Genomic DNA, 25,618 nt, shown 5'->3' on the forward strand with positions numbered 1-25,618 from the left:
GGAACAGTGTCTCTCGAAGCGACCGTCGGCGACGACGGGATGATCTACATCCGTGAGACAGAGCATCCGGAGGTGGTCGCCGTCACCAGTCCCGCCAAATGGGAGGCGTTCGTGAAGGGCGTCAAGGCGGGGGAGTTCGACCATTTCGTGGCAGGCGTCGAGGCCGAGGCCTGAGACGCACGCCGTCCCCGTACGGAGTCCGGACGTACGGGGGCGGTGAGGGACGGCCGCCGCGCCCGCGGCCCGTGCGCCTCAGTACAGGCCGGCGAGGCCGCCCACCAGCAGCCGGGCGAGACGGCGCGCCCACGGCGGGTCCACCGGCTCCGAGCTGACCATCACCCGGTGCACCACCGCCCCCGCGATCACGTCGAAGATCAGGTCGTCGCGCTCCGGCCCGCCGCCGTCGTCCGGCGGCAGCTCGCCGCGCTCCCTGGCCCGCTCCCGGCCGAGCAGCACCAGATGCTTCTGCCGGTCCACGATCGCCGCGCGGATCCGCAGCCGCAGCGCGTCGTCGTGGGTCGCCTCGGCGACCACCGCCATCAGCGCGGTCTTCGTCTCCGGCCGGCTGATCAGCTCCGCGAACCGCAGCACCACGCCCTGGATGTCGGCCTCCAGGCCGCCGCGGTCGGGCAGGTCGAGCTGCTCCTCGAAGAGCGCCGCGACCGCGTCCACCACCAGTTCGTTCTTGCCGGGCCAGCGGCGGTACAGGGTCGTCTTGGCCACGCCCGCGCGCGCCGCGACGTCGCCCAGGGTGAGCCCGCTCCAGCCCAGTTCGGCCAGCGCGGCCCGGGTGGCGTCGAGGATCGCCTCGTCCGCCTCGGCACTTCGCGGGCGCCCGGCGCGTTTGGGGGAGGGGAGGGGGCACATAGGGCGGACCTTACCGGCCGGTAGGTAGCTGGGCGAGTGATCCGTTTCACACCGGAGGGGCGCCGCCGCGGGCGCCCCCGCAGTTACGCTACGGTTCGTAGCGGAAATCGTAGCGGCACCACGGCGACACCCGCGACGACCACACGCGGATGGGGATCCGCACGCCAGTGCACCACCCCCGGGGCCCGCAAACCGGCGGGGATCCCGGGTCTGTTCACGCTTTGCTCCACGAGGGGGGAGGATTGGCCTCATGCAGCCACGGAACATGTCCATGAGCGGTGTCGTCGACCTCGCCGCGGTGAAGGCGGCCGGCGAGGCCAAGGCCAAGGCCGAGCAGGCCAGGGCGCAGCGGCAGGAGGAGGGCCCGGACGCCGGGACCGACGCCGGCTCCCTGGTCGTCGAGGTGACCGAGGCGACCTTCGAGAGCGACATCTTGCAGCGTTCCGCCGAGGTCCCGGTCGTCATCAGCTTCTGGGCCGACCAAGCCGAGCAGAGCAAGCAGCTCAACGCCACCCTGGAGCGCCTGGCGGCCGAGTACCGCGGCCGCTTCGTGCTGGCGACCGCCGAGGTCTACGCCAACCAGATGCTCTTCCAGCAGTTCGGCGTCCAGGGAGTGCCCGCCGTCTTCGCGGTGCTGGCCGGCCAGGCGATGCCGCTCTTCCAGGGCGCGGCCCCCGAGGACCAGATCACCGAGGTGCTCGACCAGCTGATCGCGGTCGCCGAGGAGCGCTTCGGCATCGTCGGCGCCGAGGTCGCGCCCGGTGCGGCCGCGCCGCAGGCCGCCGCCCCGCCGCGCCCGGCCACGCCGCAGGAACTCGCGCTCTCAGCGGCCCACGAGGCGCTGGACGCCGGTGATCTGGGCGGCGCGATCCAGGCGTACAAGAACGTGCTGGCCGACGAGCCGGCCAATGTCGAGGCCAAGCTCGGACTCGCCCAGGCCGAGCTGCTGCGCCGGGTCGAGGACGCCGATCCGCAGGCCGTCCGGCAGGCCGCCGCGAACGCACCCGGTGACGTACAGGCACAACTCTCCGCTGCCGACCTGGATCTGGTGGGCGGTCATGTCGAGGACGCGTTCGGGCGTCTGGTGGACCTGGTGCGGCGCTCCGCGGGCGAGGACCGGGACGCGGCGCGACTGCGGCTGCTGGAGCTGTTCGAGGTGATCGGCCCGGACGACCCGCGGGTGGCCGCCGCGCGGACCGCCCTGGCCAGGGTGCTTTTCTGACACCAGTTCGACCGGCGCGCCGGTGCCGTGGGGCAGGCGGAGGGCGAGCGTCCGCCTGCGTCCCCGAGCGGCTTCGCCGCGACGCGGGTTACTCAGAGATTTAGCGACAAGCGGCCGCACTTTATCAAACCGTGACAGTGTGCGGCCGCTGTTACTTCTGGTAGGTGGCCCGCCCGGCTTTGTCGGGCCATCACCCTTTGTGTCCCTTTTACCCACCCGCGCGTCGACTACGCAGCGTCACATTACTCCGCGTGGCGATCATGTGTGCGGCACACTTCCGTTACTCGCTAGTAACGAACCCCTTGTGCACCGAGCGGGAATGGACCACGATCGGCCAAGCTCGGTCCGTAGCCACAGCCCGGCAGCCAGTCGGCGCCACGGTCGCGGGTCCCCGCCGGGCAGGGGTGCGCGGCCACGGCCGACGCCCCGGGACAGGGGGGTCTCCGTCCGGCGGATGGAACCGGTACGGAGCCTGTCCCGCAGGTTGCGCGAGAGCGTGGCCAGTGGTTGTCGCTCGGGGGTGATCGCCGAAGATTCGGACGCAGCCGTCCGCACTCCCCCAGGGAGTTCCCCCCGTGGGAGCGACGGCCGCCGATCGGCGGCGCTCTCCTTCCCGAGGACGTAGCACTTCTCCCATCCCAGTCCGGGCTCCCGAACGAACCCGGCCGGAGATGTACGTCCGAGAAGGAGGAAATATGGAGTCGCTCGTTCGTGGCGGTACCAGATGGAGGCGGTTCGCCGTCGTCATGGTGCCGAGTGTCGCGGCCACCGCCGCGATAGGCGTGGCGTTGGCCCAGGGTGCCCTCGCCGCGTCGTTCAGCGTGTCGGGACAGCAGTTCAAGGTCACCGCGGACACGCTCAACGGTCATGGGTTCGTCCAGTACGGCAACGTCGTCGTGCCCAGCGGGAAGGGCCCGCAGGCCGTCGCGGTCTCGGCGTTCACGGACGCCACCATCACCGGCCTGTGCCAGTCGGTGGTCGTCCCCGCGCCGTTCGTCGGCGACGTGACGCTGAAGCTCACCGCGGGCAACAACGGCAAGCAGGTCGAGGCCAAGAACCTCTACATCGACCTCGACCAGCTCGACGCCGACGCGACGTTCAAGGACATCAACATCGGTGTCGCCGCAGGCGCCACCAACCCGAACTACGCGACGGTCGAGAGCCAGGTCGCGAAGGACACCGAGCACGGCGGTGCCGCGTCCTTCGCGCAGGAGGCCCGCGAAGCCGATCTGACCGACGTGAAGCAGACCGCCTGGGCGACCAGCGCGGGCACCTTCAAGCTCGCCGGTCTCAGCCTGCGCCTGCACAAGGGCTCGGGCGCCGGGGTCGAGTGCTACTGAGCACCGCCTGAGTGACCTCGGGCGAGCCGCGCGGGATGCGGCTCGCCCGGGTCACGGCCCTTCTCCACCGTGCAGTCCAGGGAGCTGTTTTCTATGAGCGCCGAGTCGACAGGACTGAGTGCCCGCGCCCGCTACATCCGGCTGGCCTTCCGCCACTGGCGGTGGCAGCGCCCGTTCTGGGCGGGGCTGATGACCCTGCTCGCGGGCGTGCCGATCGCGTACTTCCCGTACGCGAACCTCACGCTCGGCCAGCTGACCGTGCGGATGGCCACCACCGCGGGCTCCGGCTCGCTGATCATCGGCGTGCTGCTGTTCGTGCTCGGTCTGACCATGTGGTTCCAGAGCGCGGTACGGGTGTTCGCCGGCGTCGCCGCGATCCTGCTCGCGCTGGTGTCGCTGGTGATCTCCAACTTCGGCGGCTTCCTGATCGGCTTCCTGCTCGCCCTCATCGGCGGCGCGCTCTCGGTCTCCTGGGCGCCCGGCGCCCCGCCGGCCGCCGAGCCCGCGCAGGGCGCGGAGCAGACGGAGGCGCCCGCGTTCCCGGCCCAGCCGGGCGATCCCTACGCGCAGCCGGCCGACCCCTACGCGCAGCCCGAGCCGGTGCACGCGGGAACGCTCACCGACGAAGAGACCACCGAGGAGAACGGGAGGCACCGTGCTGGGTGACGAAGCTCAGCAGACCGGCACCGCCGGGTCCCGTGACGGCGTGCCCGCGGGGCCGCGCCACGCCGCCCCGCGCAAGTCGCTGCTGACCAAGCTGCACGTACCGGCGGGGAAGGCCGTCGCGCTCGCCGCGATGCCCACCGCGGTGCTGATGGGCATGGGCTTCACGCCGCACCTGGCGCAGGCCGACGACATGCCCAAGAGCAGCCCCTTCAAGCCGGGCCCGTGTGTCACCCGGTCCGACACCGCGAAGGACCCGGTGGCGGGCACGGACAAGGCGAAGGCCACGCCCACGCCGACCACCAGCCCGAGCGCGACCGGCTCCGCCGGCCAGGACAAGGGCGCCGGGGCCACCCCGACGCCCGGCCCGTCCGCGACCACGCCGTCGTCGGTCACCGACCCGATCACCAAGATCCTGCCCAGGACCCAGTCGGCGCCCAAGAGCACGCCGTCGGCCTCGCCCAGTCCGACGCCGACCCCGACCCCGAGCCCGACGAAGTCGACCAACCCGCTCGACCCGCTGGGCGTGGGCGACTTGCTCGGCGGCCTGCTGGGCGGACTGACCGGCGGCGGCTCCACGCCGGCGCCGGCGCCGACCACCCAGACGCCGACGCCCGCGCCGACCACGACCGCGCCCAAGCCGACCCCGACGGCCAGTCAGACGCCGGGCTCGGGCGGCACGTCGGGGGCCACCTCCGGCGGCAGCGGGAAGTCCTCGACCGGATCGCCGGCCAAGGACCCCGGCAAGACGGCCGCCGACACCGCCAAGGGCGCCGTGAAGGGCCTGACGGACACCGCGGACAAGGCAGTGCCCGCCCCGACCGCCACAGGCGCCTCGACGCCCACGGACGGCTCGCAGTCCTACCCCTGTCCCACGTACGACGCGAAGGCGCTCGCCGCCGCCGACACGGAGACGGGCATACCGCTGCTGCCGGACGACTCGTGGACGCTGAAGAGCTCCAAGCTGTCCCTGCACGGCCTGGACTACGCCGGCATCGTGCAGGTGCGGACCTGGAGCGGCCAGGTCAAGGACGTGCTGAAGTTCACCGCCACCGGCGTCGACATCGCCGACCTGTGGCAGATCGTCGACCAGCCGCAGGGCGGACACACCTGGGTCAAGGCCCGGGCCGGCTCCACCTCGACGATCCGCAACGGCACGGTGACGATGTACACCGAGTCGCTCAGCGGCAACCTGCTCGGCCTGATCCCGATCACCTTCACGCCGAAGGCGCCGCCGCCGCTCACCCTGCCGGAGCTGTTCTTCACCGACGTCACGGTGGTGCAGGCCGCGCAGTTCGGCGGCGACCTGCACGTCCCCGGCATGCAGGTGCTGCCCGGCCAGTCCTAGCGGCACCGGCACAGCAGCGAGGCCGCGTGGCCCGTACCCCCTCCCACAGGGGTGCGGGCCACGCGGCCTCGGTGCGTTCGAGGGGCGCGGGCCGGGCGCGGTCCGGAGTGCGGGCCGCCGTGCGGGCGGCGCGTACCGGTGCCGGCGCCGGAACCGGTGCCGGTCAGGCGGTGACGTCGCCCAGGTGGTGGACGCGCACCAGGTTGGTGCTGCCGGGGACGCCGGGCGGCGAGCCGGCGGTGATGATCACCGTGTCGCCCTTGGCGTACTCCGAGAGCTTGAGCATCTCGCGGTCGACCAGCCCCACCATGGCGTCGGTGTTGTCGACGTGCTCGACCACGAAGCACTCCACGCCCCAGGTCAGCGCGAGCTGGTTGCGGGTCGCGGGGTCGGTGGTGAAGGCCAGCACCGGCGCGGGCACCCGGTAGCGGGCGAGCCGGCGGGCGGTGTCGCCCGACTGGGTGAAGGCCACCAGCGTCCTGGCGTCCAGGAAGTCGGCCAGCTCGGCCGCGGCGCGGGCCACCGCGCCGCCCTGGGTGCGCGGCTTCTTGCCGGGCGCCAGCGGCTGCAGGCCGCGGCGCAGCAGCTCCTCCTCGGCGGCCTCGACGATCCGGGACATCGTCTTGACCGTCTCGATCGGGTACTTGCCGACCGAGGACTCCGCGGAGAGCATCACCGCGTCCGCGCCGTCCAGGATCGCGTTAGCCACGTCGGAGGCCTCGGCGCGGGTGGGGCGGGAGTTGGTGATCATCGACTCCATCATCTGGGTCGCCACGATCACCGGCTTGGCGTTGCGGCGGCACATCTCGACCAGCCGCTTCTGGACCACCGGCACCTGCTCCAGCGGGTACTCCACGGCGAGGTCGCCGCGGGCCACCATCACCGCGTCGAACGCCGCCACGACGTCCTCCATGTTGTGCACCGCCTGCGGCTTCTCCACCTTGGCGATGACCGGGACGCGGCGGCCCTCCTCGTCCATCACGCGGTGCACGTCGCGGACGTCCTTGGCGTCGCGCACGAAGGACAGCGCGACCATGTCGACGCCGATCCGCAGCGCGAACCGCAGGTCGTCGATGTCCTTCTCGGAGAGCGCCGGCACGTTCACCGAGGCGCCGGGCAGGTTGATGCCCTTGTGGTCGGAGATCACGCCGCCCTCGACGACCAGCGTGCGGACCCTCGGACCCTCGACCTCGATGACGCGCAGCGCCACGTTGCCGTCGTTGATCAGGATCGGGTCGCCCTGGGAGACGTCGCCGGGCAGGCCCTTGTACGTCGTGCCGCAGATCGACCGGTCGCCGGGCAGGTCCTCGGTGGTGATGGTGAACTCGTCGCCCGCCACCAGCTCCACCGGTCCGTCGGCGAACTTGGCCAGGCGGATCTTCGGCCCCTGGAGGTCGGCGAGCACGCCGACCGCCCGGCCGGTCTCCTCGGCCACCTTGCGGACCCGCTGGAAGCGGGCCTCGTGCTCGGCGTGGCTGCCATGGCTGAAGTTCAGCCGGGCGACGTTCATGCCGGCTTCGACCAGCGTCTTGAGCTGGTCGTAGGAGTCGACGGCGGGACCCAACGTGCAGACGATCTTGGCTCGGCGCATGGGCGCTATCCTATCGGTTTGTTCCGCTCCGGAATAATCCTGGGCTTCGTGGCTGCGGGACGGTCAACCTCTCGCCAAGGCGTAAGTATCGCGTGCGATGGCCAGCTCCTCGTCGGTGGGGACCACCGCCACCGCGACCCGCGAGGACGGCGCCGAGACCAGCCGGGCCCCCGGCGCGCGGACCGCGTTGGCCACCGAGTCCAGCGTGATGCCGAGCCCCTGGAGCCCGCTCATGGCGGCCTCCCGGACGGCCGCGGAGTTCTCCCCGACCCCGGCGGTGAACGCGACCGCGTCCACCCGCCCCAGCACCGCGGTGAACGCGCCCACGTAGCGGCGCAGCCGGTGCACGTACACGTCGAAGGCCAGCCGGGCGTCCGCGTCGCCCTCGGCCATCCGGCGGCCGATCTCCCGCATGTCGTTGGCGCCGCACAGGCCCAGCAGGCCCGACTTCTTGTTCAGCAGGGTGTCGATGTCGTCGGTGCCCATCCCGGCGACCCGCGCCAGGTGGAAGACCACACCGGGGTCGACGTCGCCGGAGCGGGTGCCCATCACCAGGCCCTCCAGCGGGGTCAGGCCCATCGAGGTGTCCACGCACACGCCGCCGCGCACCGCGGAGGCCGAGGCGCCGTTGCCCAGGTGCAGCACGATCACGTTCACGTCCGCCGGGTCCCGGCCGAGCAGCGCGGCGGTGGCCTGCGAGACGTAGGCGTGCGAGGTGCCGTGGAAGCCGTAGCGCCGGATGCCGTACCGCTCGGCGGTCGCCGCGTCGATGGCGTAGCGGGCGGCGGCCTCCGGGATGGTGGCGTGGAAGGCGGTGTCGAAGACCGCGACCTGCGGCAGGTCCGGGCGCAGCCGGCGGGCCACCTCGATGCCGGTGATGTTCGCCGGGTTGTGCAGCGGCGCGAGCGGCACCAGGGCGCGGATCTCGGCGAGCACCTCGTCGGTGATCAGGGTCGGCTCGGTGAAGCGGGTGCCGCCGTGCACCACCCGGTGGCCGACCGCCGCCAGCCGCGGCGAGTCCAGCCCCAGGCCCTCGGCGTCCAGCCGCTCGGCGACCGTGCGCAGCGCCTGCGCGTGGTCGGCGACGCCGCCCCGCTCGCCGATCCGCTCGACCACGCCGGCGGCCGGCCGGCTCTCGTCGGCCATCTCCACGAGCTGGTACTTCACCGACGACGAGCCGGAGTTCAGCACGAGCACCCGGGTCCCGTGCTGCTCGCCGCCGCCGTCCGCGCGCCCGTCGTCCTGCCGCCCGCTCATGCGCCGTCCTCCCCCTGCGCCTGGATCGCCGTGATGGCGACCGTGTTCACGATGTCCTGCACCAGCGCGCCGCGCGACAGGTCGTTGACCGGCTTGCGCAGCCCCTGGAGCACCGGGCCGACGGCGACCGCGCCGGCCGACCGCTGCACCGCCTTGTAGGTGTTGTTGCCGGTGTTCAGGTCGGGGAAGACCAGCACCGTGGCCTGCCCCGCCACCTCGGAGCCCGGCATCTTCGTCGCCGCCACCGACGGCGCGACCGCCGCGTCGTACTGGATCGGCCCCTCCACCAGCAGGTCGGGGCGCAGTTCGCGGACCAGGTCGGTGGCCGTCCGCACCTTGTCGACGTCCGCGCCGCTGCCCGACGTGCCGGTGGAGTACGACAGCATCGCCACCCTGGGGTGCACGTCGAACCGGGCCGCGGTGGCCGCCGCCTGAATGGCGATGTCCGCGAGCTGCCCGGCGTCCGGGTCCGGGTTGACCGCGCAGTCGCCGTACACCAGCACCTTGTCGGCCAGGCACATGAAGAACACCGACGAGACGATCGCCGCGTCCGGGCGGGTCTTGATGATCTCGAAGGCCGGGCGGATGGTCGCCGCGGTGGAGTGCACCGCGCCCGACACCATGCCGTCGGCCAGCCCCTCCTGGACCATCAGCGTGCCGAAGTACGACACGTCGGCGACCACGTCGTAGGCCAGCTCGTACGACACGCCCTTGTGCGCCCGCAGCTGCGCGTACAGCGTCGCGAAGCGCTCCCGCAGCGGCGAGGTCTGCGGGTCGACGACCGCCAGGCCCGGGTCGTCGAGGGTGATGCCGAGGTCGCCGGCCTTCCGGCGGACCGCGTCCTCCTCGCCGAGCAGCGTCAGATCGCACACGCCGCGGCGCAGCAGCACCTCCGCGGCGCGCAGGATGCGCTCCTCGGTGCCCTCCGGCAGCACGATCCGCCGCTTGCGGGCGCGGGCCCGCTCCAGCAGCGCGTGCTCGAACATCATCGGCGTGACGCGCTCGGAGCGGGCCACCGACAGCCGGCCGGTCAGCTCGGCGGTGTCCACGTGCGTCTCGAAGAGGCCGAGGGCGGTCTCCGCCTTGCGCGGCGTGCCCGCGCCGAGCTTGCCGTCCAGTCCGGCGAGTTCGGCGGCGGTCGGGAAGGAGCCGGCGGCGACCGCGAGCACCGGGGTGCCGGGCGCGAGCCGCGCGGCGAGCCTGAGGATGTCGGGGCCCGGCCGCTCGTCCAGCGTCAGCAGCACCCCGGCGATCGGCGGTGACCCGGCGGAGTGCGCCGCCAGCGCGCCGATGATCAGGTCGGCCCGGTCGCCCGGGGTGACCACCACGCAGCCCGGGGTCATCTTCGACAGGAAGGTCGGCAGCATCGCGCCGCCGAAGACGAAGTCCATCGCGTCCCGCGACAGCCCCGCGTCGTCGCCCAGCAGCACCTCGGCACCCAGCGTCTCCACGATCTGGCGGACCGTCGGCGCGGAGAGCGCCGGTTCGTCCGGCAGCACGTACACCGGCACCTCCAGGGTGCGGCGCAGCTGCCCGGCGGCGCTCTCCACCTGGGCCGCCGCCACCCGGTTGGCGACCAGCGCGATCACGTCGCAGCCGAGGTTGGTGTAGGCGTGGTGGGCGTTGCGCACCTCGGCGACCACCGAGTCCGCGCCCTGGTCGCGGCCGCCGATCACCGCGATCACCGAGGCGCCGCACTCGTTCGCCAGCCGGGCGTTGACGCCCAGCTCGGCCGGCAGGTTGGTGCCGGCGAAGTCGGAGCCGAGGATCAGCACCGTCTCGTACTCCTCGGCGACCCGCAGGTAGCCCTCCACCAGGCGGGCGGTCAGCGCGCCCTGGCCCTCCTCGGCCTGGAGCGCGGCGGCCTCCTCGTACCCCATCCCGAAGACCGTCGCGGGGTCCTGCGGGAGCCGGTAGCGGGCGCGCAGCAGCTCGAAGATGCGGTCCGGCGTGTCGTGCACCAGCGGCCGGTAGATCCCGACCCGGTCCACCTGCCGGGTCAGCAGCTCCATCACCCCCAGCTCGACGACCTGGCGGCCGTCCCCGCGGCCGATCCCCGTGACATAGACGCTGCGCGTCACCCCTGGACTCCGTTTCGTCGCGCCCCACCGCTCGCGTACGGCCGTACGCACCCACGACGCTAACGCGCCGCCCGCGGCGACGCCCGCCGACGCCCGCAGCCGGCGCGCGCGGCCGTGCCCCCGGCCGGCCCTGCGGGCCCGGCGCGGCGGGCCCCGGGTGCGGGCTGCCGGGGATCGCCGCACAGTGCACGTAGGGTGACAACAGCGACAAGGAGGGCGGTGCGGTGGAGATCCTCGCGACCGGAGTGCAGCGCGACGAGCGGCCCCTGCTGGAGCGGGCTTTCACCCCGCGCCACGACATCCGCTGCCTGGAGACCTTCCTGACCCGCGACACGCTGCCGCTGGCGGCCGGCTACGAGGCGGTCTCGACCTCGGTCGACGCGGTGCTGGACGCGCCCGCGCTGGAGGCGCTGGTGCGCGGCGGCACCCGGCTGATCGCCCAGCGCTCCACCGGCTACAACAACATCGACCTCGACCACGCCGAGCGGCTCGGCCTGACCGTGGCCCGGGTCGCCGCCTACTCCCCGTACGCGGTGGCCGAGTTCGCCTGGACGCTGGCGACCGCGCTCAACCGCCGGGTGGTACGGGGCGCCCGGCGCACCCGCGACTTCGACCGGCGGCTGGACGGGCTGCTCGGCCGGGACTTCCACGGCCGCACCGTCGGGGTGATCGGCACCGGCCGGATCGGCACCGCCTTTGCCGCCGTCGCCCGCGGTTTCGGCATGCGGCTGCTCGGCTGGGACATCACCGTCAACCCCGGGTGCGAGGAACTCGGCATGGAGTACGTCGAGCTGGACAGGCTCTGCCGCGAGGCCGACCTGATCAGCCTGCACGTGCCGCTGATGCCCTCCACGCACCACCTGGTGGGCGAGCGGCGGCTGGCCGAGATGAAGGAGGACGTCATCCTCGTCAACACCAGCCGGGGTGCGCTGATCGACTCCTCCGCCCTGACCGCCGCGCTGCGCGAGGGGCGGCTCGGCGGGGTCGGCCTGGACGTGTACGAGGAGGAGGCCGGGGTCTTCTTCTACGACAAGTCGCTCGAGGTGATGACGGACGACGTCCTCGCCGGGCTGATGGCCTTCGACGACGTGCTGGTCACCTCGCACCAGGCGTCCTACACGGTGGACGCGGTCGAGCAGATCGCCGCCGCCACCGTCCGGAATGTGGACGACTATCTCGCGGGGCGGATCACGGAGTGCACCCTGGTCCCGAAGTCGCCGTGAACCGCACACTTATTGGAGACACCCGCCCATGCGCATCGGAGTCCTCACCGCCGGCGGCGACTGCCCCGGCCTCAACGCGGTCATCCGGTCGGTCGTCCACCGTGCGCTGACCGAGCACGGCGACGAGGTCATCGGCTTCGAGGACGGCTTCGTCGGCCTGCTCGAAGGCCGATTCCGGCCGCTGGACCTCAACTCGGTCAGCGGCATCCTGGCCCGCGGCGGCACCGTGCTCGGCTCCGCCCGGCTGGAGCGCGACCGGCTGCGCGAGGCCGCGGACAACGCCGAGGACCTGTGCGCGCAGTACGGCATCGACGTGCTGATCCCGATCGGCGGCGAGGGCACGCTGACCGCCGCCCGGATGCTCTCCGACGCCGGGATGCCGGTGGTCGGCGTGCCCAAGACCATCGACAACGACATCAACGGCACCGACCGCACCTTCGGCTTCGACACCGCGGTGACGGTCGCGACCGAGGCGATCGACCGGCTGAAGACCACCGCCGAGTCCCACCAGCGGGTCATGGTGGTGGAGGTGATGGGCCGGCACGCCGGCTGGATCGCCCTGGAGGCCGGCATGGCCGGCGGCGCCCACGGCATCTGCGTGCCGGAACGCCCCTTCGACCCGGCCGACCTGGTCGCCATGGTCGGCGAACGCTTCGCCCGCGGGAAGAAGTTCGCGGTGGTGTGCGTCGCCGAGGGCGCGCACCCGGCCAGGGACACCATGGAGTACGGCGTCGGCGAGATCGACAAGTACGGCCACGAGCGGTTCACCGGCATCGGCACCACCCTCGCCCGCGAGCTGGAGGTGCGGCTCGGCAAGGAGGCCCGCCCGGTCATCCTCGGCCACGTCCAGCGCGGCGGCGTCCCCACCGCCTACGACCGGGTCCTGGCCACCCGCTTCGGCTGGCACGCCGTCGAGGCCGCGCACAAGGGCGCCTTCGGCCACATGGCCGCGCTGCACGGCACCCGGATCAGCATGGTCCCGCTCGCCGACGCGGTCACCCACCTCAAGACGGTCCCCGACGACCGGATCGAGGAGGCCGAGTCGGTCTTCTGACGGCCGGCGGGCACCCTCAGGGCGCGTTCCCGCCGGCCGTCCCCGGCCGGTCACCGCGGCCGGTCACCGCGGCCGGGTCAGGTCAGCGGGCGCAGCCAGAGCGTCGCCAGCGGCGGCAGGGTCAGCGTCAGGGTGTGCGGGCGGCCGTGCCAGGGCACCGGCTCGCTCTTGACCGGGCCGTCGACGAGCACGCCGCTGCCGCCGTAGCGGGTCTCGTCGGTGTTGAGGACCTGCGTCCACACCGCGTCCGGCGAGCCGAGCCGGTAGTCCTGCCGGACCACCGGGGACAGGTTGCTGACGCACAGCAGCGGCCGGCCCTCGGTGTCGTGGCGCAGGAAGGAGAAGGTGTTGTCCTCGGCCGCGCCGCCGTCGATCCACTCGAAGCCCGCCGGGTCGGTGTCGCGCTGCCACAGCGCGGGCGTCGCGGTGTAGACCGCGTTCAGGTCCCGGACCAGGTCCCGGACCCCGCGGTGGTCGCCGGCCGCCGCGTACGTCTCGTCCAGCAGCCACCAGTCGGGACCGCCCTCGTGCGACCACTCGGCGCCCTGCGCGAACTCCTGCCCCATGAACAGCAGCTTCTTGCCCGGGTGGGCCCACATGAAGGCCAGGTACGCGCGGTGGTTGGCGCGCTGCTGCCACCAGTCGCCGGGCATCTTGGAGACCAGCGAGCCCTTGCCGTGCACCACCTCGTCGTGCGAGATCGGCAGCACGTAGTTCTCGCTGTACGCGTACACCATCGAGAAGGTCATCTCGTCGTGGTGGTACTTGCGGTGCACCGGCTCGTGCGACATGTAGGCCAGCGAGTCGTGCATCCAGCCCATGTTCCACTTCAGGCCGAAGCCGAGGCCGCCGAAGCCGGTGTGGCCGACGTCGTGGGTGGCGCGGGTGACGCCGTCCCAGGCGGTGGACTCCTCGGCGATGGTGATCACGCCGGGGGAGCGCCGGTAGACGGTGGCGTTCATCTCCTGGAGGAAGGCCACCGCGTCCAGGTTCTCCCGGCCGCCGTACTCGTTCGGCAGCCACTCGCCGCCCTCGCGGGAGTAGTCGAGGTAGAGCATCGAGGCGACCGCGTCGACCCGCAGCCCGTCGATGTGGAACTCCTCGCACCAGTACACCGCGTTGGCCACCAGGAAGTTGCGCACCTCGGTCCTGCCGAAGTCGAACTCCAGCGTGCCCCAGTCCGGGTGCTCGGCCCGCCGCGGGTCGGCCGGCTCGTACAGCGGCTCGCCGTCGAACCGCGCCAGCGCCCAGTCGTCCTTGGGGAAGTGCGCGGGCACCCAGTCCATGATCACGCCGATGCCGGCCCGGTGCAGCGCGTCCACCAGGTACCGGAAGTCGTCGGGCGACCCCAGCCGGGAGGTCGGAGCGTAGTAGGAGGTGACCTGGTAGCCCCAGGAGCCGCCGAAGGGGTGCTCGGCGACCGGCATCAACTCCACGTGCGTGAAGCCCAGTTGCTGGACGTAGGCGGGCAGCTGCTCGGCCAGCTCGCGGTAGTCCAGGCCCGGCCGCCAGGACGCCAGGTGCACCTCGTACACCGACAGCGGCGCCCGGTGCACCGGCGTGTCCGCCCGGTGCGCCATCCACTCGGCGTCGTCCCACGTGTAGTGCGACGCGGTGACGATCGAGGCGGTGTGCGGCGGCACCTCGGCGGCCCGCGCCATCGGGTCGGCCCGCATCGAGCGGGACCCGTCGGGGCGGGTGATCTCGAACTTGTAGGCGGTGCCCTCGCCCACCCCCGGCACGAACAGCTCCCACACCCCGGACGCGCCGAGCGAGCGCATCGGAAAGGCGGTGCCGTCCCAGAAGGCGAAGTCGGCGGCCAGCCGCACCCCGCGGGCGTTCGGCGCCCACACCGCGAAGCGGGTGCCGGCCACCCCGGCGTGCTCCATCGGCTGGGCGCCGAGCGCCTTCCACAGCTGCTCGTGCCGGCCCTCCGCGATCAGGTGCAGGTCCAGCTCGCCGAGCGCGGGCAGGAACCGGTACGGGTCCTCCACCAGGTGCTCGCCGTCGTCGTACGCCACCGCCAGCCCGTACCGCGCCGGCACCGCGTCCAGCGGCAGCAGCGCGGAGAACAGCCCGTCTCCCTCCGGCGCCAGGGGGTGCCGCCCGCCGTCGAGGACGACCTCGACGCCCCGCGCGAACGGCCGCAGCGCCCGGAACCGCACGCCGCCCGCCTCCGGGTGCGCGCCCAGCACACCGTGCGGGTCGTGGTGCGCGCCGTTCAGCAGCCGCCACCGGTCGCCGTCGTCCAGCGAGGACGCGGGCGCGGCGGCCCCGGCCGCCTCGCCGGGCGTCGCGGGCGCCGCCGGTGCGGCGGGCGCCGCCGGCCGCGCGGGGGTGGTGGAGGCGGTGGGCGCCGCGGCCGACGCGGGCGCCGGCGCGGGCCGGGGCGCCGTGCCCGAGGCCCCGGGGTGCGGGGTTGCCGCGTCGTAGCCGCGGGCCGCCGCTTCGGGGGTGACGCCGGTGGAGGCCGCCGGGGGCGCAGGAGGGCTCGGACGGTCCTGCGGGCTGTCGGACTTGCGGGGGCTCACGGCAGGGTCTCCTCGTCGGATCGGACGGGTGGGCGGGCGGGCGTCGGCGGGTGGGGCGGGCGTCGTCGGGAGGGGGGCCCTGCGGTCAGGGGGCCGAGGTGGCCAGGCGGGACAGCGCGGACAGCGGGATCGGCAGCCAGGCGGGGCGGTGCCGGGCCTCGTACCGGGCCTCGTACACCGCCTTGTCGGTCTCGAAGGCCCGTATCATCACCGCCTGTTCCCGCGGATCGACGCCCGCCACCTGCGCGTAGCCCGCACAGTAGGCGTCGCGGTGCCGCGCTGCCCAGGGGCCGTTGCCGCTGTGGTGGGCCGCGTAGTCGAAGGACCGCAGCATCCCCGCCACATCCTGCACCGGCGGCGCGGGCGCGCGCCGCTCGGCCAGCGGCCTGGCCGGCTCGCCCTCGAAGTCGATCAGCACCCACTCGCCGTCCGGCCCGCGCAGCGCCTGCCCCAGGTGCAGGTCGCCGTGGATGCGCTGGGCGGTCACCGAGGCGGCCGCGCCGCGGCCCGCGCCCGCCGTGGCCAGGTCCTCGTAGGCGGACCGCAGCGCTCCCGCGTACGGCCGCACCGCGGGGACCTCCGCGGCGGTCTCGTCCAGCCGCTGGATCATGCCGGCGGCGAGGTCCTCCAGCGCGCGGCCGTCCAGCCGCCGCACCGGCAGCGCCGCGGCCAGCGCGGCGTGCACCTCGGCGGTGGCCCGGCCCAGCGCGGCCGCCTCGGACCGGAAGTCGCCGTCCTCGGAGACCGACGCCAGCGCCAGCGCCCAGCCGTCGGTCGAGCCCGGCAGGAACCGCTGCAGCACGCCCAGCGTGGCCGGCTCGCCGAGGCCCTCCGCCTCGAACCAGGCGACCGGCTCGGCCACCCGCCGCGACCCGGCCCTGGCCAGCGCGAGCGACAGCTCCAGGTCGGGGTTGGCGCCGGGGGAGACCCGGCGGAAGAGCTTGAGGATGTACGCGTCCCCGTACACCACGGAGGTGTTGGACTGCTCCGCGGTGGACACCCGCGGGGTCAGGCCGGGCGGGAACTGCGCGCTCGGCTCGGTGGTGAAGCGCAGCCGCCCGGTGCGTCCCGGCACCCGCAGCCGCTCCAGCAGCAGCGAGGCCAGCCGCGGGTCGTGCGGCGCGTCGTAGAGCGTCAGCCCGTCGTAGGGGCCGCCGACCGCCTGGCCGAGCGCGGCGCGCACCAGCGCGGGCGGCAGCAGCGGATGGGCGCCCAGCAGCAGTTGGTAGCAGTCCGCGGCGCGGTCCTGCTGCTCGACCTCCACCAGCACGTGCAGCAGGCCCAGCGGGCCGAGCCGGCCGCCCGGCGGCACCAGCTCGGTGGCCGAGGCCAGCCGGAACCGGCCGATGGGCAGGCCCTTGCCGGCGAACCAGCGCTGCCGTGGCAGCCATCCGCGCAGCAGCGGATCGAGCGAGCGCAGCAGCCCCGGCACCAGCATCCGGCCGCCGGCCGCGGGCGCGGCCGTGACGGGGGAGGCGGTGGCAGGGGAGGAACTGGGCGGGGACGGGGGGACACGGGTCCAGGAGCTGTCCGACATGGCGTCCTTTCCCCGGGGGAGTCGCGCACCCGGCCGCTACACGAGGGGCGGGGAGCGCCAGCCTCCCGGATGGCGGGTTCGGGCTGTCCGGCGACACGGGGAGCCTGCCCCGGGCGGGTGACAGGAAACCGCCGTACGGGCTGCTGCGGAGGGTACTTCTGGATACTGCCAAAGGAGCGTCATGCCCGCATGTCGGCGGGTGCCTTGGCCCGGGTGCGCCGGGCGTGTCCGGCGGCACGCCGGACACCGCCTCGGGGGCCGGATGGCGGTTCCGGCCCCCCGGCCTCAGGAGGGATCGCGGCGCAGCCGGAACCAGTAGAAGCCGTGACCCGCCAGAGTGAGCAGGTACGGCAGCTGGCCGATCGCCGGGAACCGCACCCCGCCGATCAGTTCCACCGGATGGCGGCCCTTGAACTGCCGCAGGTCCAGCTCCGTGGGCTGGGCGAACCGGGAGAAGTTGTTCACGCACAGCACCAGGTCGTCGCCGTCCTCGCGGAGGAAGGCGAGCACCGCGGGGTTGCTCGACGGCAGCTCGGTGAAGGAGCCGGTGCCGAAGGCACGGTTCTGCTTGCGGATCTCGATCATCCGGCGGGTCCAGTGCAGCAGCGAGCTGGGGGAGCTCATCTGCGCCTCGACGTTGGTGACCTGGTAGCCGTACACCGGGTCCATGATCGTCGGCAGGAAGAGCCGGCCGGGGTCGGACGAGGAGAAGCCCGCGTTGCGGTCCGGCGTCCACTGCATCGGGGTGCGCACGCCGTCACGGTCGCCGAGCCAGATGTTGTCGCCCATGCCGATCTCGTCGCCGTAGTACAGGATCGGCGAACCGGGCAGGGACAGCAGCAGGGCGGTGAACAGCTCGATCTGGTTGCGGTCGTTGTCCAGCAGCGGCGCCAGCCGGCGGCGGATGCCGATGTTGGCGCGCATCCGCGGGTCCTTGGCGTACTCCGCGTACATGTAGTCGCGTTCCTCGTCGGTGACCATCTCAAGGGTCAGCTCGTCGTGGTTCCGCAGGAAGATGCCCCACTGGCAGCCCGCCGGGATGGCCGGCGTCTTGGCCAGCACCTCGGAGACCGGGTAGCGCGACTCGCGCCGCACCGCCATGAAGATCCGCGGCATCACCGGGAAGTGGAACGCCATGTGGCACTCGTCGCCCCCCTTCTCGAAGTGGCCGAAGTAGTCGACCACGTCCTCGGGCCACTGGTTCGCCTCGGCCAGCAGCACGGTGTCCGGGTAGTGCGCGTCGATCTCCGCCCGGACCCGCTGCAGGAACGTGTGGGTACGCGGCAGGTTCTCGCAGTTGGTGCCCTCCTCCTGGTAGAGGTACGGCACCGCGTCCAGCCGGAAGCCGTCGATGCCGAGGTCGAGCCAGAACCGCAGCGCGGCCAGGATCTCCTCCTGCACCTGCGGGTTCTCGTAGTTCAGGTCGGGCTGGTGGGAGAAGAACCGGTGCCAGTAGTACTGCTTGCGGACCGGGTCGAACGTCCAGTTGGACGTCTCGGTGTCCACGAAGATGATGCGGGCGTCGGGGAACTGCTTGTCGTCGTCCGCCCAGGTGTAGTAGTCGCCGTAGGGGCCGGTGGGGTCGCTGCGGGACTGCTGGAACCACTCGTGCTGGTCGCTGGTGTGGTTCATGACGAAGTCGATGATCACGCGCATGCCGCGCTGGTGTGCGGCGTCCACGAACTCGACGAAGTCGGCGAGGTCGCCGAACTCCGGGAGCACCGCGGTGTAGTCGGCCACGTCGTAGCCGCCGTCGCGCAGCGGCGAGGCGAAGAACGGCGGCAGCCACAGGCAGTCGATGCCCAGCCACTGCAGGTAGTCGAGTTTGGCGGTGATCCCCTTCAGGTCGCCGACGCCGTCGCCGTTGCTGTCCTGGAAGGAACGGACGAGGACTTCGTAGAACACCGCCCGTTTGAACCAGTCGGGATCACGGTCCTTTGCCGGTGTGTCCTCGAAGGTGTCAGGGACGGGTTCGTTGACGATCAACTGAGTGACCCTCCGATCGATGGAGACGGTCGCAGCGACAGGACGTGCGCGGGCGCGCGGCCCGGCTCGAGGCGCACATAGTTGTCCCTGCCCCAGTGGTAGGTATGGCCGGTCAGCTCGTCGCGTACCGGAAACGACTCGTGCCAGGAGAGGCCGAGTTCCGGCATGTTCAACGAGAGCGTCGCCTCCTGGGTGTGGAACGGGTCCAGGTTGACGACCACCAGTACGACGTCGTCCCCGTGCCGCTTGGAGTACGCGAGCAGGGCGTCGTTGTCCACGGGGTGGAAGGTGATGTCCCGAAGCTGCTGCAGTGCCGGATGGCGGCGGCGCAACCGGTTGAGCAGGGTGATCAGCGGGGCCAGGGAGTGCCCCGCCGCCTCGGCCGACGCCCAGTCGCGCGGCCGGAGCTCGTACTTCTCGGAGTTCAGGTACTCCTCGCTGCCCTGGTGCGCGGGAGCGGCCTCGCACAGCTCGAAGCCGGCGTAGACGCCCCAGCTCGGCGAGAGGGTGGCGGCCAGCACAGCCCGGGTCTCGAAGGCGGGACGGCCGCCGTGCTGGAGGTATGCGTGCAGGATGTCCGGCGTGTTGACGAAGAAGTTCGGCCGCATCCACGCCGCGGTGCTCCCACTCAACTCCTCCATGTAGTCGATGAGTTCGGTCTTCCCGGTACGCCAGGTGAAGTAGGTGTACGACTGCTGGAAGCCGATCTGCCCGAGGGTGCTCATCATCGCCGGGCGGGTGAACGCCTCGGCGAGGAAGATCACGTCGGGATCGGTGCGGTTGATGTCCGCGATCACCTTCTCCCAGAACACCACCGGCTTGGTGTGCGGGTTGTCCACCCGGAAGATCCGCACCCCGTGCGCCATCCAGTGCCGCAGCACCCGCAGCGTCTCCCGGACGATCCCGGGGAAGTCCTGGTCGAAGGCGATCGGGTAGATGTCCTGGTACTTCTTCGGCGGGTTCTCCGCGTACGCGATGGTCCCGTCGGCCCGGTGCGCGAACCACTCCGGGTGCTTGGCCACCCACGGGTGGTCGGGCGAGCACTGCAGCGCGAAGTCGAGCGCCACCTCGATCCGCAGCTCCCGCGCCCTGGCCACGAAGTGGTCGAAGTCCTCCAGGGTGCCCAGGTCCGGGTGGAGCGCGTCGTGCCCGCCCTCGGGCGAGCCGATCGCCCACGGCGAGCCGACGTCCGCGGGGCCGGCCTCCAGCGAGTTGTTCGGCCCCTTGCGGTAGGCGGAGCCGATCGGGTGCACCGGCGGCAGGTACACCACGTCGAAGCCCATCGCGGCCACCGCGGGCAGCCGCTCGGCCGCCGTGCGGAAGGTGCCCGAGGTCAGCGTGCCGTCCTCGGCGCGGACCGCGCCCTCCGACCGCGGGAACAGCTCGTACCAGGAGCCGTACAGCGCCCGCTGCCGCTCCACCTGCAACGGCATCGGCCGCACCGCGCTGACCAGCTCGCGCAGCGGATGCCGGTCGAGCACCGCCACCACGTCGGCGGAGAGCGCCGCGGCGTGCCGCGCCGAGGCGGGCCGCTTCTCGTCGCGCAGCGCGTCGACGGCGGCCAGCACGGTCTGCCGGCCGTCGTTCTTCGGCACCGCGGCGGCGGCCCGTTCGTACAGCGCGGCGCCCTCGGCCAGCACCAGCTCGGTGTCGATGCCCGCCGGGATCTTGATGCCGGCGGTGTGCCGCCAGGTCGCCACCGGGTCCGACCACGCCTCCACCGTGTACGTCCAGCGGCCCTCGGAGGTCGGCGCCACCCGCGCGCCCCACCGGTCGCTGCCCGGCGCCAGCTCGCGCATCGGGGTCCACGGGCCGCTGCGGCCGGTGGGATCGCGCAGCACCACGTTCGCGGCGACCGCGTCGTGTCCCTCCCGGAACACGGTGGCCGTCACCTCGAAGGACTCACCGACGACGGCCTTGGCCGGCCGGCGTCCGCAGTCCACCACCGGACGGACATCGACGACGGGAATTCGACCGATCATTTCCTCACCTGGCAGCTCGGCACATCGGGACGGGACACACATCCGCACTGGACACTCGGGACTCGGGACACGGCTCCACGCTCTTTTTAACTGTTCTTGGCGGTAGCGGCCCGCCCGCACGGCCCCGCCGTAACGCGTTCACCCGGGTGGCTGCCCCGCGGCGCGCCGCACCTCGCACGTCCTCGTGCGACGTCCCGCACGACGCCGGGAACCGGACACTGCGGAGCCTGCCCAGCCTTCCCCGCACGAACGCACGACCTGACGGCGTTTCGGTAGCGCACCCGGGCGCCACCTCAGTGCGCCCCCACCCCACCCGTGTGCGACCGGCGCCTCCACAAGCCGCCGTTCGAGCGTTTGAATGGCTCGTTTGCGGACACTACTCCCGGGCCCCACCCCCGCGGAGCTACGGTCGGGGGGTGAAGGCAATCCGTCGATTCACCGTGCGCACCGTCCTGCCGGAACCTCTGCGCCCGCTGGGGGAACTGGCTCAGAACCTACGCTGGTCATGGCACCAGGAGACCAGAGAGCTGTTCCGCGGCGTCGACCCGCAGGGGTGGCGGGCCGCCCAGGGCGACCCGGTCAGACTGCTCGGCTCGGTCTCCAAGGAGCGCCTGGCCGCGCTCGCCGACGACCGCCGCTTCCTGCGCCGGCTCTCCGCCGCCTCCGAGGACCTCGCCGACTACGTCACCAATCCCCGCTGGTACCAGGAGCAGAGCGACCTGCCGGCCGCCATCGCCTACTTCTCGCCCGAGTTCGGCGTCACCTCGGCGCTGCCGCAGTACAGCGGCGGCCTCGGCATCCTGGCCGGCGACCACCTCAAGGCCGCGAGCGACCTCGGCGTCCCGCTCATCGGCGTCGGACTCCTCTACCGGCACGGCTACTTCCGCCAGAGCCTGTCCCGCGAGGGCTGGCAGCAGGAGCAGTACCCGGTACTCGACCCCAACTCCCTCCCGGTCAGTCCGCTGCGCGACGCCGACGGCGAGCCCGTCCAGGTCGCGCTGAACCTCACCGGCGGCCGCACCCTGCACGCCCGGGTCTGGAAGGCCCAGGTCGGGCGGGTGCCGCTGCTCCTGCTCGACTCCGACGTGGAGGGCAACCAGGCCGCCGAGCGGGACGTCACCGACCGGCTCTACGGCGGCGGCAGCGAGCACCGGCTGCTGCAGGAGATGCTGCTGGGCATCGGCGGCGTGCGGGCCGTGCGCGCCTACTGCCGCACCACAGGACACCCCGAACCCGAGGTCTTCCACACCAACGAGGGCCACGCCGGCTTCCTCGGCCTGGAACGCATAAGGGAGCTGTCGCTCGCCGGCCTGGACTTCGACGCCGCCCTGGAGGCGGTGCGGGCCGGCACCGTGTTCACCACCCACACCCCGGTGCCCGCGGGCATCGACCGCTTCGACCGCGAGCTGGTCGGACGCCACCTCGGCGACGGCGGCGCGCTGCCCGGCGTCGACATCGGCCGGGTGCTGGAGCTGGGCATGGAGACCCACCGCGGGGGCGACCCCAACCTGTTCAACATGGCCGTGATGGGCCTGCGCCTGGCGCAGCGGGCGAACGGCGTGTCCACCCTGCACGGCGCGGTCAGCCGGGAGATGTTCGCGGGCCTGTGGCCGGGGTTCGACCCCGAGGACGTGCCGATCACCTCCATCACCAACGGCGTGCACGCCCCCACCTGGGTGGCCCCCGAGGTGCAGGCGCTGGCCGCCCGGCAGGCCGGCGCGCAGCGCGCCGAGGACGCCCTCACGGTGGGCGGCGCCGAGCGCTGGGAGGCCGTCGCCGCGATCCCGGACGGCTCGCTCTGGGAGCTGCGCCGCACGCTGCGCGAGCAGCTCGTCGAGGACGTCCGGCGCCGGCTGCGCGCCTCCTGGCGGCAGCGCGGCGCGGGCGAGGCGGAGCTGGGCTGGACCGACCAGGTCCTCGACCCCGACGTGCTGACCATCGGCTTCGCCCGGCGCGTCCCCTCGTACAAGCGGCTGACCCTGATGCTGCGCGACCAGGACCGGCTGATGGAGATGCTGCTGCACCCCGAGCGGCCGATCCAGATCGTGGTGGCCGGCAAGGCCCACCCCGCCGACGACGGCGGCAAGCGGCTGGTCCAGGAGCTGGTCAGGTTCACCGACGACCCCCGGGTCAGGCACCGCATCGTCTTCCTGCCGGACTACGACATGCGGATGGCGCGGCTGCTCTACCCCGGCTGCGACGTCTGGCTGAACAACCCGCTGCGCCCGCTGGAGGCGTGCGGCACCTCCGGGATGAAGGCCGCGCTCAACGGCTGCCTCAACCTGTCGGTGCTGGACGGCTGGTGGGACGAGTGGTTCGACGGCGAGAACGGCTGGGCGATCCCCACCGCCGACGGCACCGCCGACGAGGACCGCAGGGACGCGCTGGAGGCCGCCGCGCTCTACGACCTGCTGCAGAACCAGGTCGCGCCGCGCTTCTACGACCAGGACGGCCGCGGCCTGCCGCAGCGCTGGATCGAGATGGTCCGGCACACCCTGACCACCCTCGGGCCCAAGGTGCTGGCCGGCCGGATGGTCCGCGACTACGTCGACCTGCTCTACGCGCCCGCCGCCCGCTCGCACCGCGCCATACAGGGTCCCGCGGCGGCCGAGCTGGCCGAGTGGAAGCGGCGGGTGCGGCAGCAGTGGCCGCAGGTCTCCGTCGAGCACGTGGAGACCTCCTCCGTCGAGGGCACGCCGGAGCTGGGCTCCACCCTGACGCTGCGGGCCCAGGTCGCCCTCGGCGGCCTCGACCCGGCCGACGTCGACGTCCAGCTGCTGTCCGGCCGGGTCGACGCGGGGGACCGCCTCACCGCGCCGACCGCGGTCTCGCTGAAGCCCACCGGGCGGCCGGACATCTCAGGCCGCCACCCGTACGAGGGCGCGCTGACCCTGGACCGCACCGGGGCCTTCGGCTACACCGTGCGGGTGCTGCCCGCCCATCCGCTGCTGGCCACCCCCGCGGAGCTCGGCCTGGTCGCCGTGCCCCCGGAGGCGCAGGGGATGACCGCGGGGGTGCTGCGCTGACCCGCTGACCCGCGCCGGGCCCGCCGCCCGGCGGTGCCTAGGCGGCGCGGCGGGGGCGGCCGCCCTCGCCGCGGGCCCGGCGGCCCGCCGCGCCGCCGCGGCCGGTGGACGTGCCCGCACCCGTGCGGCGGCCGCCGGCCGCCGCGCCGGTGCCGGCGCCCGCCCCGGTACGGCGGGCGGCGCTCGCCCCGGTGGCGTTCGCCGCCGGGGTGCCGGAGCCGCTGCCGCGGCGGCGGCGGGAACGGCCGCCGCCGGTCTTGGCCGCGGCCTGGGCGGCCGGTGCGGGCTGCTCGGGGACGGGCAGCGCCACCGGGGTGCCGGTGGGCCTGCGGGCACCGGTGATCCGTATCAGGTCGGGGTCGCCGGGGCGGACCCGCGCGGTCTGCGGGCGGATGCCGGCGGCCGCCATCAGCCGGGCGTTCTCGCGGCGCTGCTCGGGCAGCACCAGGGTGACCACGGTCCCGGACTCGCCGGCCCGCGCGGTGCGGCCGCCGCGGTGCAGGTAGTCCTTCGCCTCGGTCGGCGGGTCCACGTTGACCACCAGGTCCAGGCCCTCGATGTGGATGCCGCGGGCGGCGACGTTGGTCGCGACCAGCGCGTCCGCGGTGCCGGCCCGGAACTGGTCGAGCGCCCTGTTGCGCTGCGGCTGCGACTTGCCGCCGTGCAGCGCGACCGCGCGCACGCCCTGGCCCAGCAGGTGCTTGGTGAGGCGGTCGGCGCCGCGCTTGGTGCCGACGAACATGATCACGCCGCCCTGCCGGGCGGCGATCTCCGCGGTGACGGCGCGCTTGGTGCCCTCGTCCACGTGCAGCACGTGGTGCTCCATCGTGGTCACCGTCGCGGACGACGGGTCCACCGAGTGGCTGACCGGGTTGCTGAGGAACCGCTTGACCAGCCGGTCGACGTTCCGGTCCAGGGTCGCCGAGAAGAGCATCCGCTGACCGCCCGGCCTGACCTGCTCCAGCAGCCGGGTGACCTGCGGCAGGAACCCCATGTCCGCCATCTGGTCGGCCTCGTCCAGCACCGTGACCGCGACCCGGTCCAGGGCGCACGCCTGCCGGTCGATCAGGTCGGCGAGCCGTCCCGGCGTGGCCACCAGCACCTCCGCCCCGGTCCTGAGCGCGGCGCTCTGCCGGGTGATCGAGGCCCCGCCGACCACCGAGGTGATCCGCAGCCGCATCGCCTTCGCGTAGGGTTCGAGGGCCTCGGAGACCTGCCCGGCCAGCTCGCGGGTGGGCACCAGCACCAGCGCCAGCGGCCGCTTGGCCTCGGCGCGGTGCCCGGTCTCGGCCACCGCGGCGGCGGTCCTGGCCAGCAGCGGCAGCCCGAAGGCGAGCGTCTTGCCCGAGCCGGTGCGGCCGCGGCCCAGCACGTCGCGTCCGGCGAGCGAGTCGGGCAGCGTCGCGGCCTGGATCGGGAAGGGCTCGGTCACCCCGTGGGCGTCGAGGGCGGCGACCAGCGCCGCGGGGAGCGGCAACTGCGAGAAGCGGGTCACGGTGGGCACAGCGGGTTTCCTTCCTCGGGCCGCCACGGTGGCGGCCGCCGCATGCGGAAGGCCCGCACCTTGCAGCGGTGCGGGCCTCGCATTACCGGACGGGGGGCGCCCGGTGCGCAGGTCTGACAGCGTCAGACCGTGCGGATGTTCTCGGCCTGCGGGCCCTTCTGGCCCTGGGCGACGTCGAACTCGACCTTCTGACCCTCGAGCAGCTCGCGGTAGCCCTGCGACTGGATGTTCGAGTAGTGCGCGAAGACGTCGGAGCCGCCGCCGTCCTGCTCGATGAAGCCGAAGCCCTTTTCCGAGTTGAACCACTTCACGGTTCCGGTTGCCATATCCATCTCCTACTGGTGGGGCAGTTTCCAGATCCGCACTGTACGGATCCAGGTCGCCGTAGATGATCACCCCACACCGG

18 protein-coding genes are annotated in these 25,618 nt (G+C 73.1%); 8 read left to right on the top strand and 10 right to left on the bottom strand.

Annotated elements, in window-relative coordinates:
• The first annotated feature begins 6 nt into the window (after nt 1-6).
• Nucleotides 7-174: a DUF397 domain-containing protein gene (locus tag V2S66_RS01905; protein WP_330792602.1), complete on the top strand. Its 168-nt coding sequence runs from the start codon at nt 7-9 to the stop codon at nt 172-174.
• A 78-nt stretch (nt 175-252) separates the two neighbouring features.
• Here the strand turns inward: V2S66_RS01905 and V2S66_RS01910 are convergent, their stop codons facing one another.
• Complete coding sequence (locus V2S66_RS01910; RefSeq protein ID WP_330792603.1) at nt 253-867, bottom strand: TetR/AcrR family transcriptional regulator; 615 nt, start codon at nt 865-867, stop codon at nt 253-255.
• 250 nt (nt 868-1,117) lie between these two features.
• Between V2S66_RS01910 and V2S66_RS01915 the strand changes: the two genes are divergently transcribed.
• From V2S66_RS01915 to V2S66_RS01930, 4 genes are all read left to right on the top strand, one after another.
• Nucleotides 1,118-2,089: a tetratricopeptide repeat protein gene (locus tag V2S66_RS01915; RefSeq protein ID WP_330792604.1), complete on the top strand. Its 972-nt coding sequence runs from the start codon at nt 1,118-1,120 to the stop codon at nt 2,087-2,089.
• A gap of 695 nt (nt 2,090-2,784) precedes the next feature.
• The gene (locus V2S66_RS01920; RefSeq protein WP_330792605.1) at nt 2,785-3,429 is read left to right on the top strand and encodes a DUF6230 family protein; all 645 of its coding nucleotides are present in this window, start codon (nt 2,785-2,787) and stop codon (nt 3,427-3,429) included.
• A 93-nt stretch (nt 3,430-3,522) separates the two neighbouring features.
• A complete protein-coding gene (locus tag V2S66_RS01925) occupies nt 3,523-4,095 on the top strand; it encodes a DUF6114 domain-containing protein (RefSeq protein ID WP_330792606.1) in 573 nt (190 codons plus the stop codon).
• A complete protein-coding gene (locus tag V2S66_RS01930; RefSeq protein ID WP_330792607.1) occupies nt 4,085-5,440 on the top strand; it encodes a hypothetical protein in 1,356 nt (451 codons plus the stop codon). The genes V2S66_RS01925 and V2S66_RS01930 overlap by 11 nt, the downstream gene beginning before the upstream one ends.
• A gap of 163 nt (nt 5,441-5,603) precedes the next feature.
• Here V2S66_RS01930 and pyk read toward each other — a convergent pair whose 3' ends face one another.
• From pyk to pta, 3 genes are all read right to left on the bottom strand, one after another.
• On the bottom strand, nt 5,604-7,031 hold the full coding sequence (gene pyk / locus V2S66_RS01935) for a pyruvate kinase (protein ID WP_330792608.1): 1,428 nt from the start codon (nt 7,029-7,031) through the stop codon (nt 5,604-5,606).
• Between the two features lie 63 nt (nt 7,032-7,094).
• A complete protein-coding gene (locus tag V2S66_RS01940) occupies nt 7,095-8,288 on the bottom strand; it encodes an acetate/propionate family kinase (RefSeq protein ID WP_330792609.1) in 1,194 nt (397 codons plus the stop codon).
• Nucleotides 8,285-10,369: a phosphate acetyltransferase gene (gene pta / locus V2S66_RS01945; RefSeq protein WP_330792610.1), complete on the bottom strand. Its 2,085-nt coding sequence runs from the start codon at nt 10,367-10,369 to the stop codon at nt 8,285-8,287. Before pta ends, V2S66_RS01940 begins: the two co-directional genes overlap by 4 nt.
• A gap of 224 nt (nt 10,370-10,593) precedes the next feature.
• On the opposite strand from pta, the gene V2S66_RS01950 reads away from it, so the two are divergent.
• On the top strand, nt 10,594-11,592 hold the full coding sequence (locus V2S66_RS01950) for a 2-hydroxyacid dehydrogenase (protein ID WP_330792611.1): 999 nt from the start codon (nt 10,594-10,596) through the stop codon (nt 11,590-11,592).
• Between the two features lie 28 nt (nt 11,593-11,620).
• The gene (locus tag V2S66_RS01955) at nt 11,621-12,646 is read left to right on the top strand and encodes an ATP-dependent 6-phosphofructokinase (RefSeq protein WP_330792612.1); all 1,026 of its coding nucleotides are present in this window, start codon (nt 11,621-11,623) and stop codon (nt 12,644-12,646) included.
• Nucleotides 12,647-12,723: 77 nt separating this feature from the next.
• Here the strand turns inward: V2S66_RS01955 and glgB are convergent, their stop codons facing one another.
• The 4 genes from glgB to V2S66_RS01975 all read right to left on the bottom strand — a co-directional run bounded on the left by glgB (nt 12,724) and on the right by V2S66_RS01975 (nt 20,682).
• Nucleotides 12,724-15,177, bottom strand: coding sequence for a 1,4-alpha-glucan branching enzyme (glgB, locus tag V2S66_RS01960; protein WP_330792613.1), 2,454 nt, complete (start codon nt 15,175-15,177; stop codon nt 12,724-12,726).
• Between the two features lie 85 nt (nt 15,178-15,262).
• On the bottom strand, nt 15,263-16,714 hold the full coding sequence (locus V2S66_RS01965) for a maltokinase N-terminal cap-like domain-containing protein (protein ID WP_413966258.1): 1,452 nt from the start codon (nt 16,712-16,714) through the stop codon (nt 15,263-15,265).
• Between the two features lie 285 nt (nt 16,715-16,999).
• The gene (gene treS / locus V2S66_RS01970) at nt 17,000-18,700 is read right to left on the bottom strand and encodes a maltose alpha-D-glucosyltransferase (protein ID WP_330792614.1); all 1,701 of its coding nucleotides are present in this window, start codon (nt 18,698-18,700) and stop codon (nt 17,000-17,002) included.
• A complete protein-coding gene (locus V2S66_RS01975; RefSeq protein WP_330792615.1) occupies nt 18,697-20,682 on the bottom strand; it encodes an alpha-1,4-glucan--maltose-1-phosphate maltosyltransferase in 1,986 nt (661 codons plus the stop codon). Before V2S66_RS01975 ends, treS begins: the two co-directional genes overlap by 4 nt.
• 416 nt (nt 20,683-21,098) lie before the next feature.
• Here V2S66_RS01975 and glgP point away from each other — a divergent pair, with 416 nt between their 5' ends.
• On the top strand, nt 21,099-23,708 hold the full coding sequence (gene glgP, locus V2S66_RS01980) for an alpha-glucan family phosphorylase (RefSeq protein ID WP_330792616.1): 2,610 nt from the start codon (nt 21,099-21,101) through the stop codon (nt 23,706-23,708).
• A gap of 37 nt (nt 23,709-23,745) precedes the next feature.
• On the opposite strand, the gene V2S66_RS01985 is transcribed toward glgP, so the two are convergent.
• Together V2S66_RS01985 and V2S66_RS01990 are read right to left on the bottom strand one after the other, a co-directional pair.
• Nucleotides 23,746-25,338 carry a DEAD/DEAH box helicase gene (locus V2S66_RS01985; protein WP_413966270.1) on the bottom strand — a complete coding sequence of 531 codons (1,593 nt, stop codon included), beginning with the start codon at nt 25,336-25,338 and terminating at the stop codon, nt 23,746-23,748.
• Complete coding sequence (locus V2S66_RS01990; protein ID WP_330792617.1) at nt 25,335-25,538, bottom strand: cold-shock protein; 204 nt, start codon at nt 25,536-25,538, stop codon at nt 25,335-25,337. Before V2S66_RS01990 ends, V2S66_RS01985 begins: the two co-directional genes overlap by 4 nt.
• Nucleotides 25,539-25,618 lie beyond the last annotated feature (80 nt).

It is taken from the genome of Actinacidiphila polyblastidii (genome assembly GCF_036353415.1).
GTDB lineage: Bacteria > Actinomycetota > Actinomycetes > Streptomycetales > Streptomycetaceae > Actinacidiphila > Actinacidiphila polyblastidii.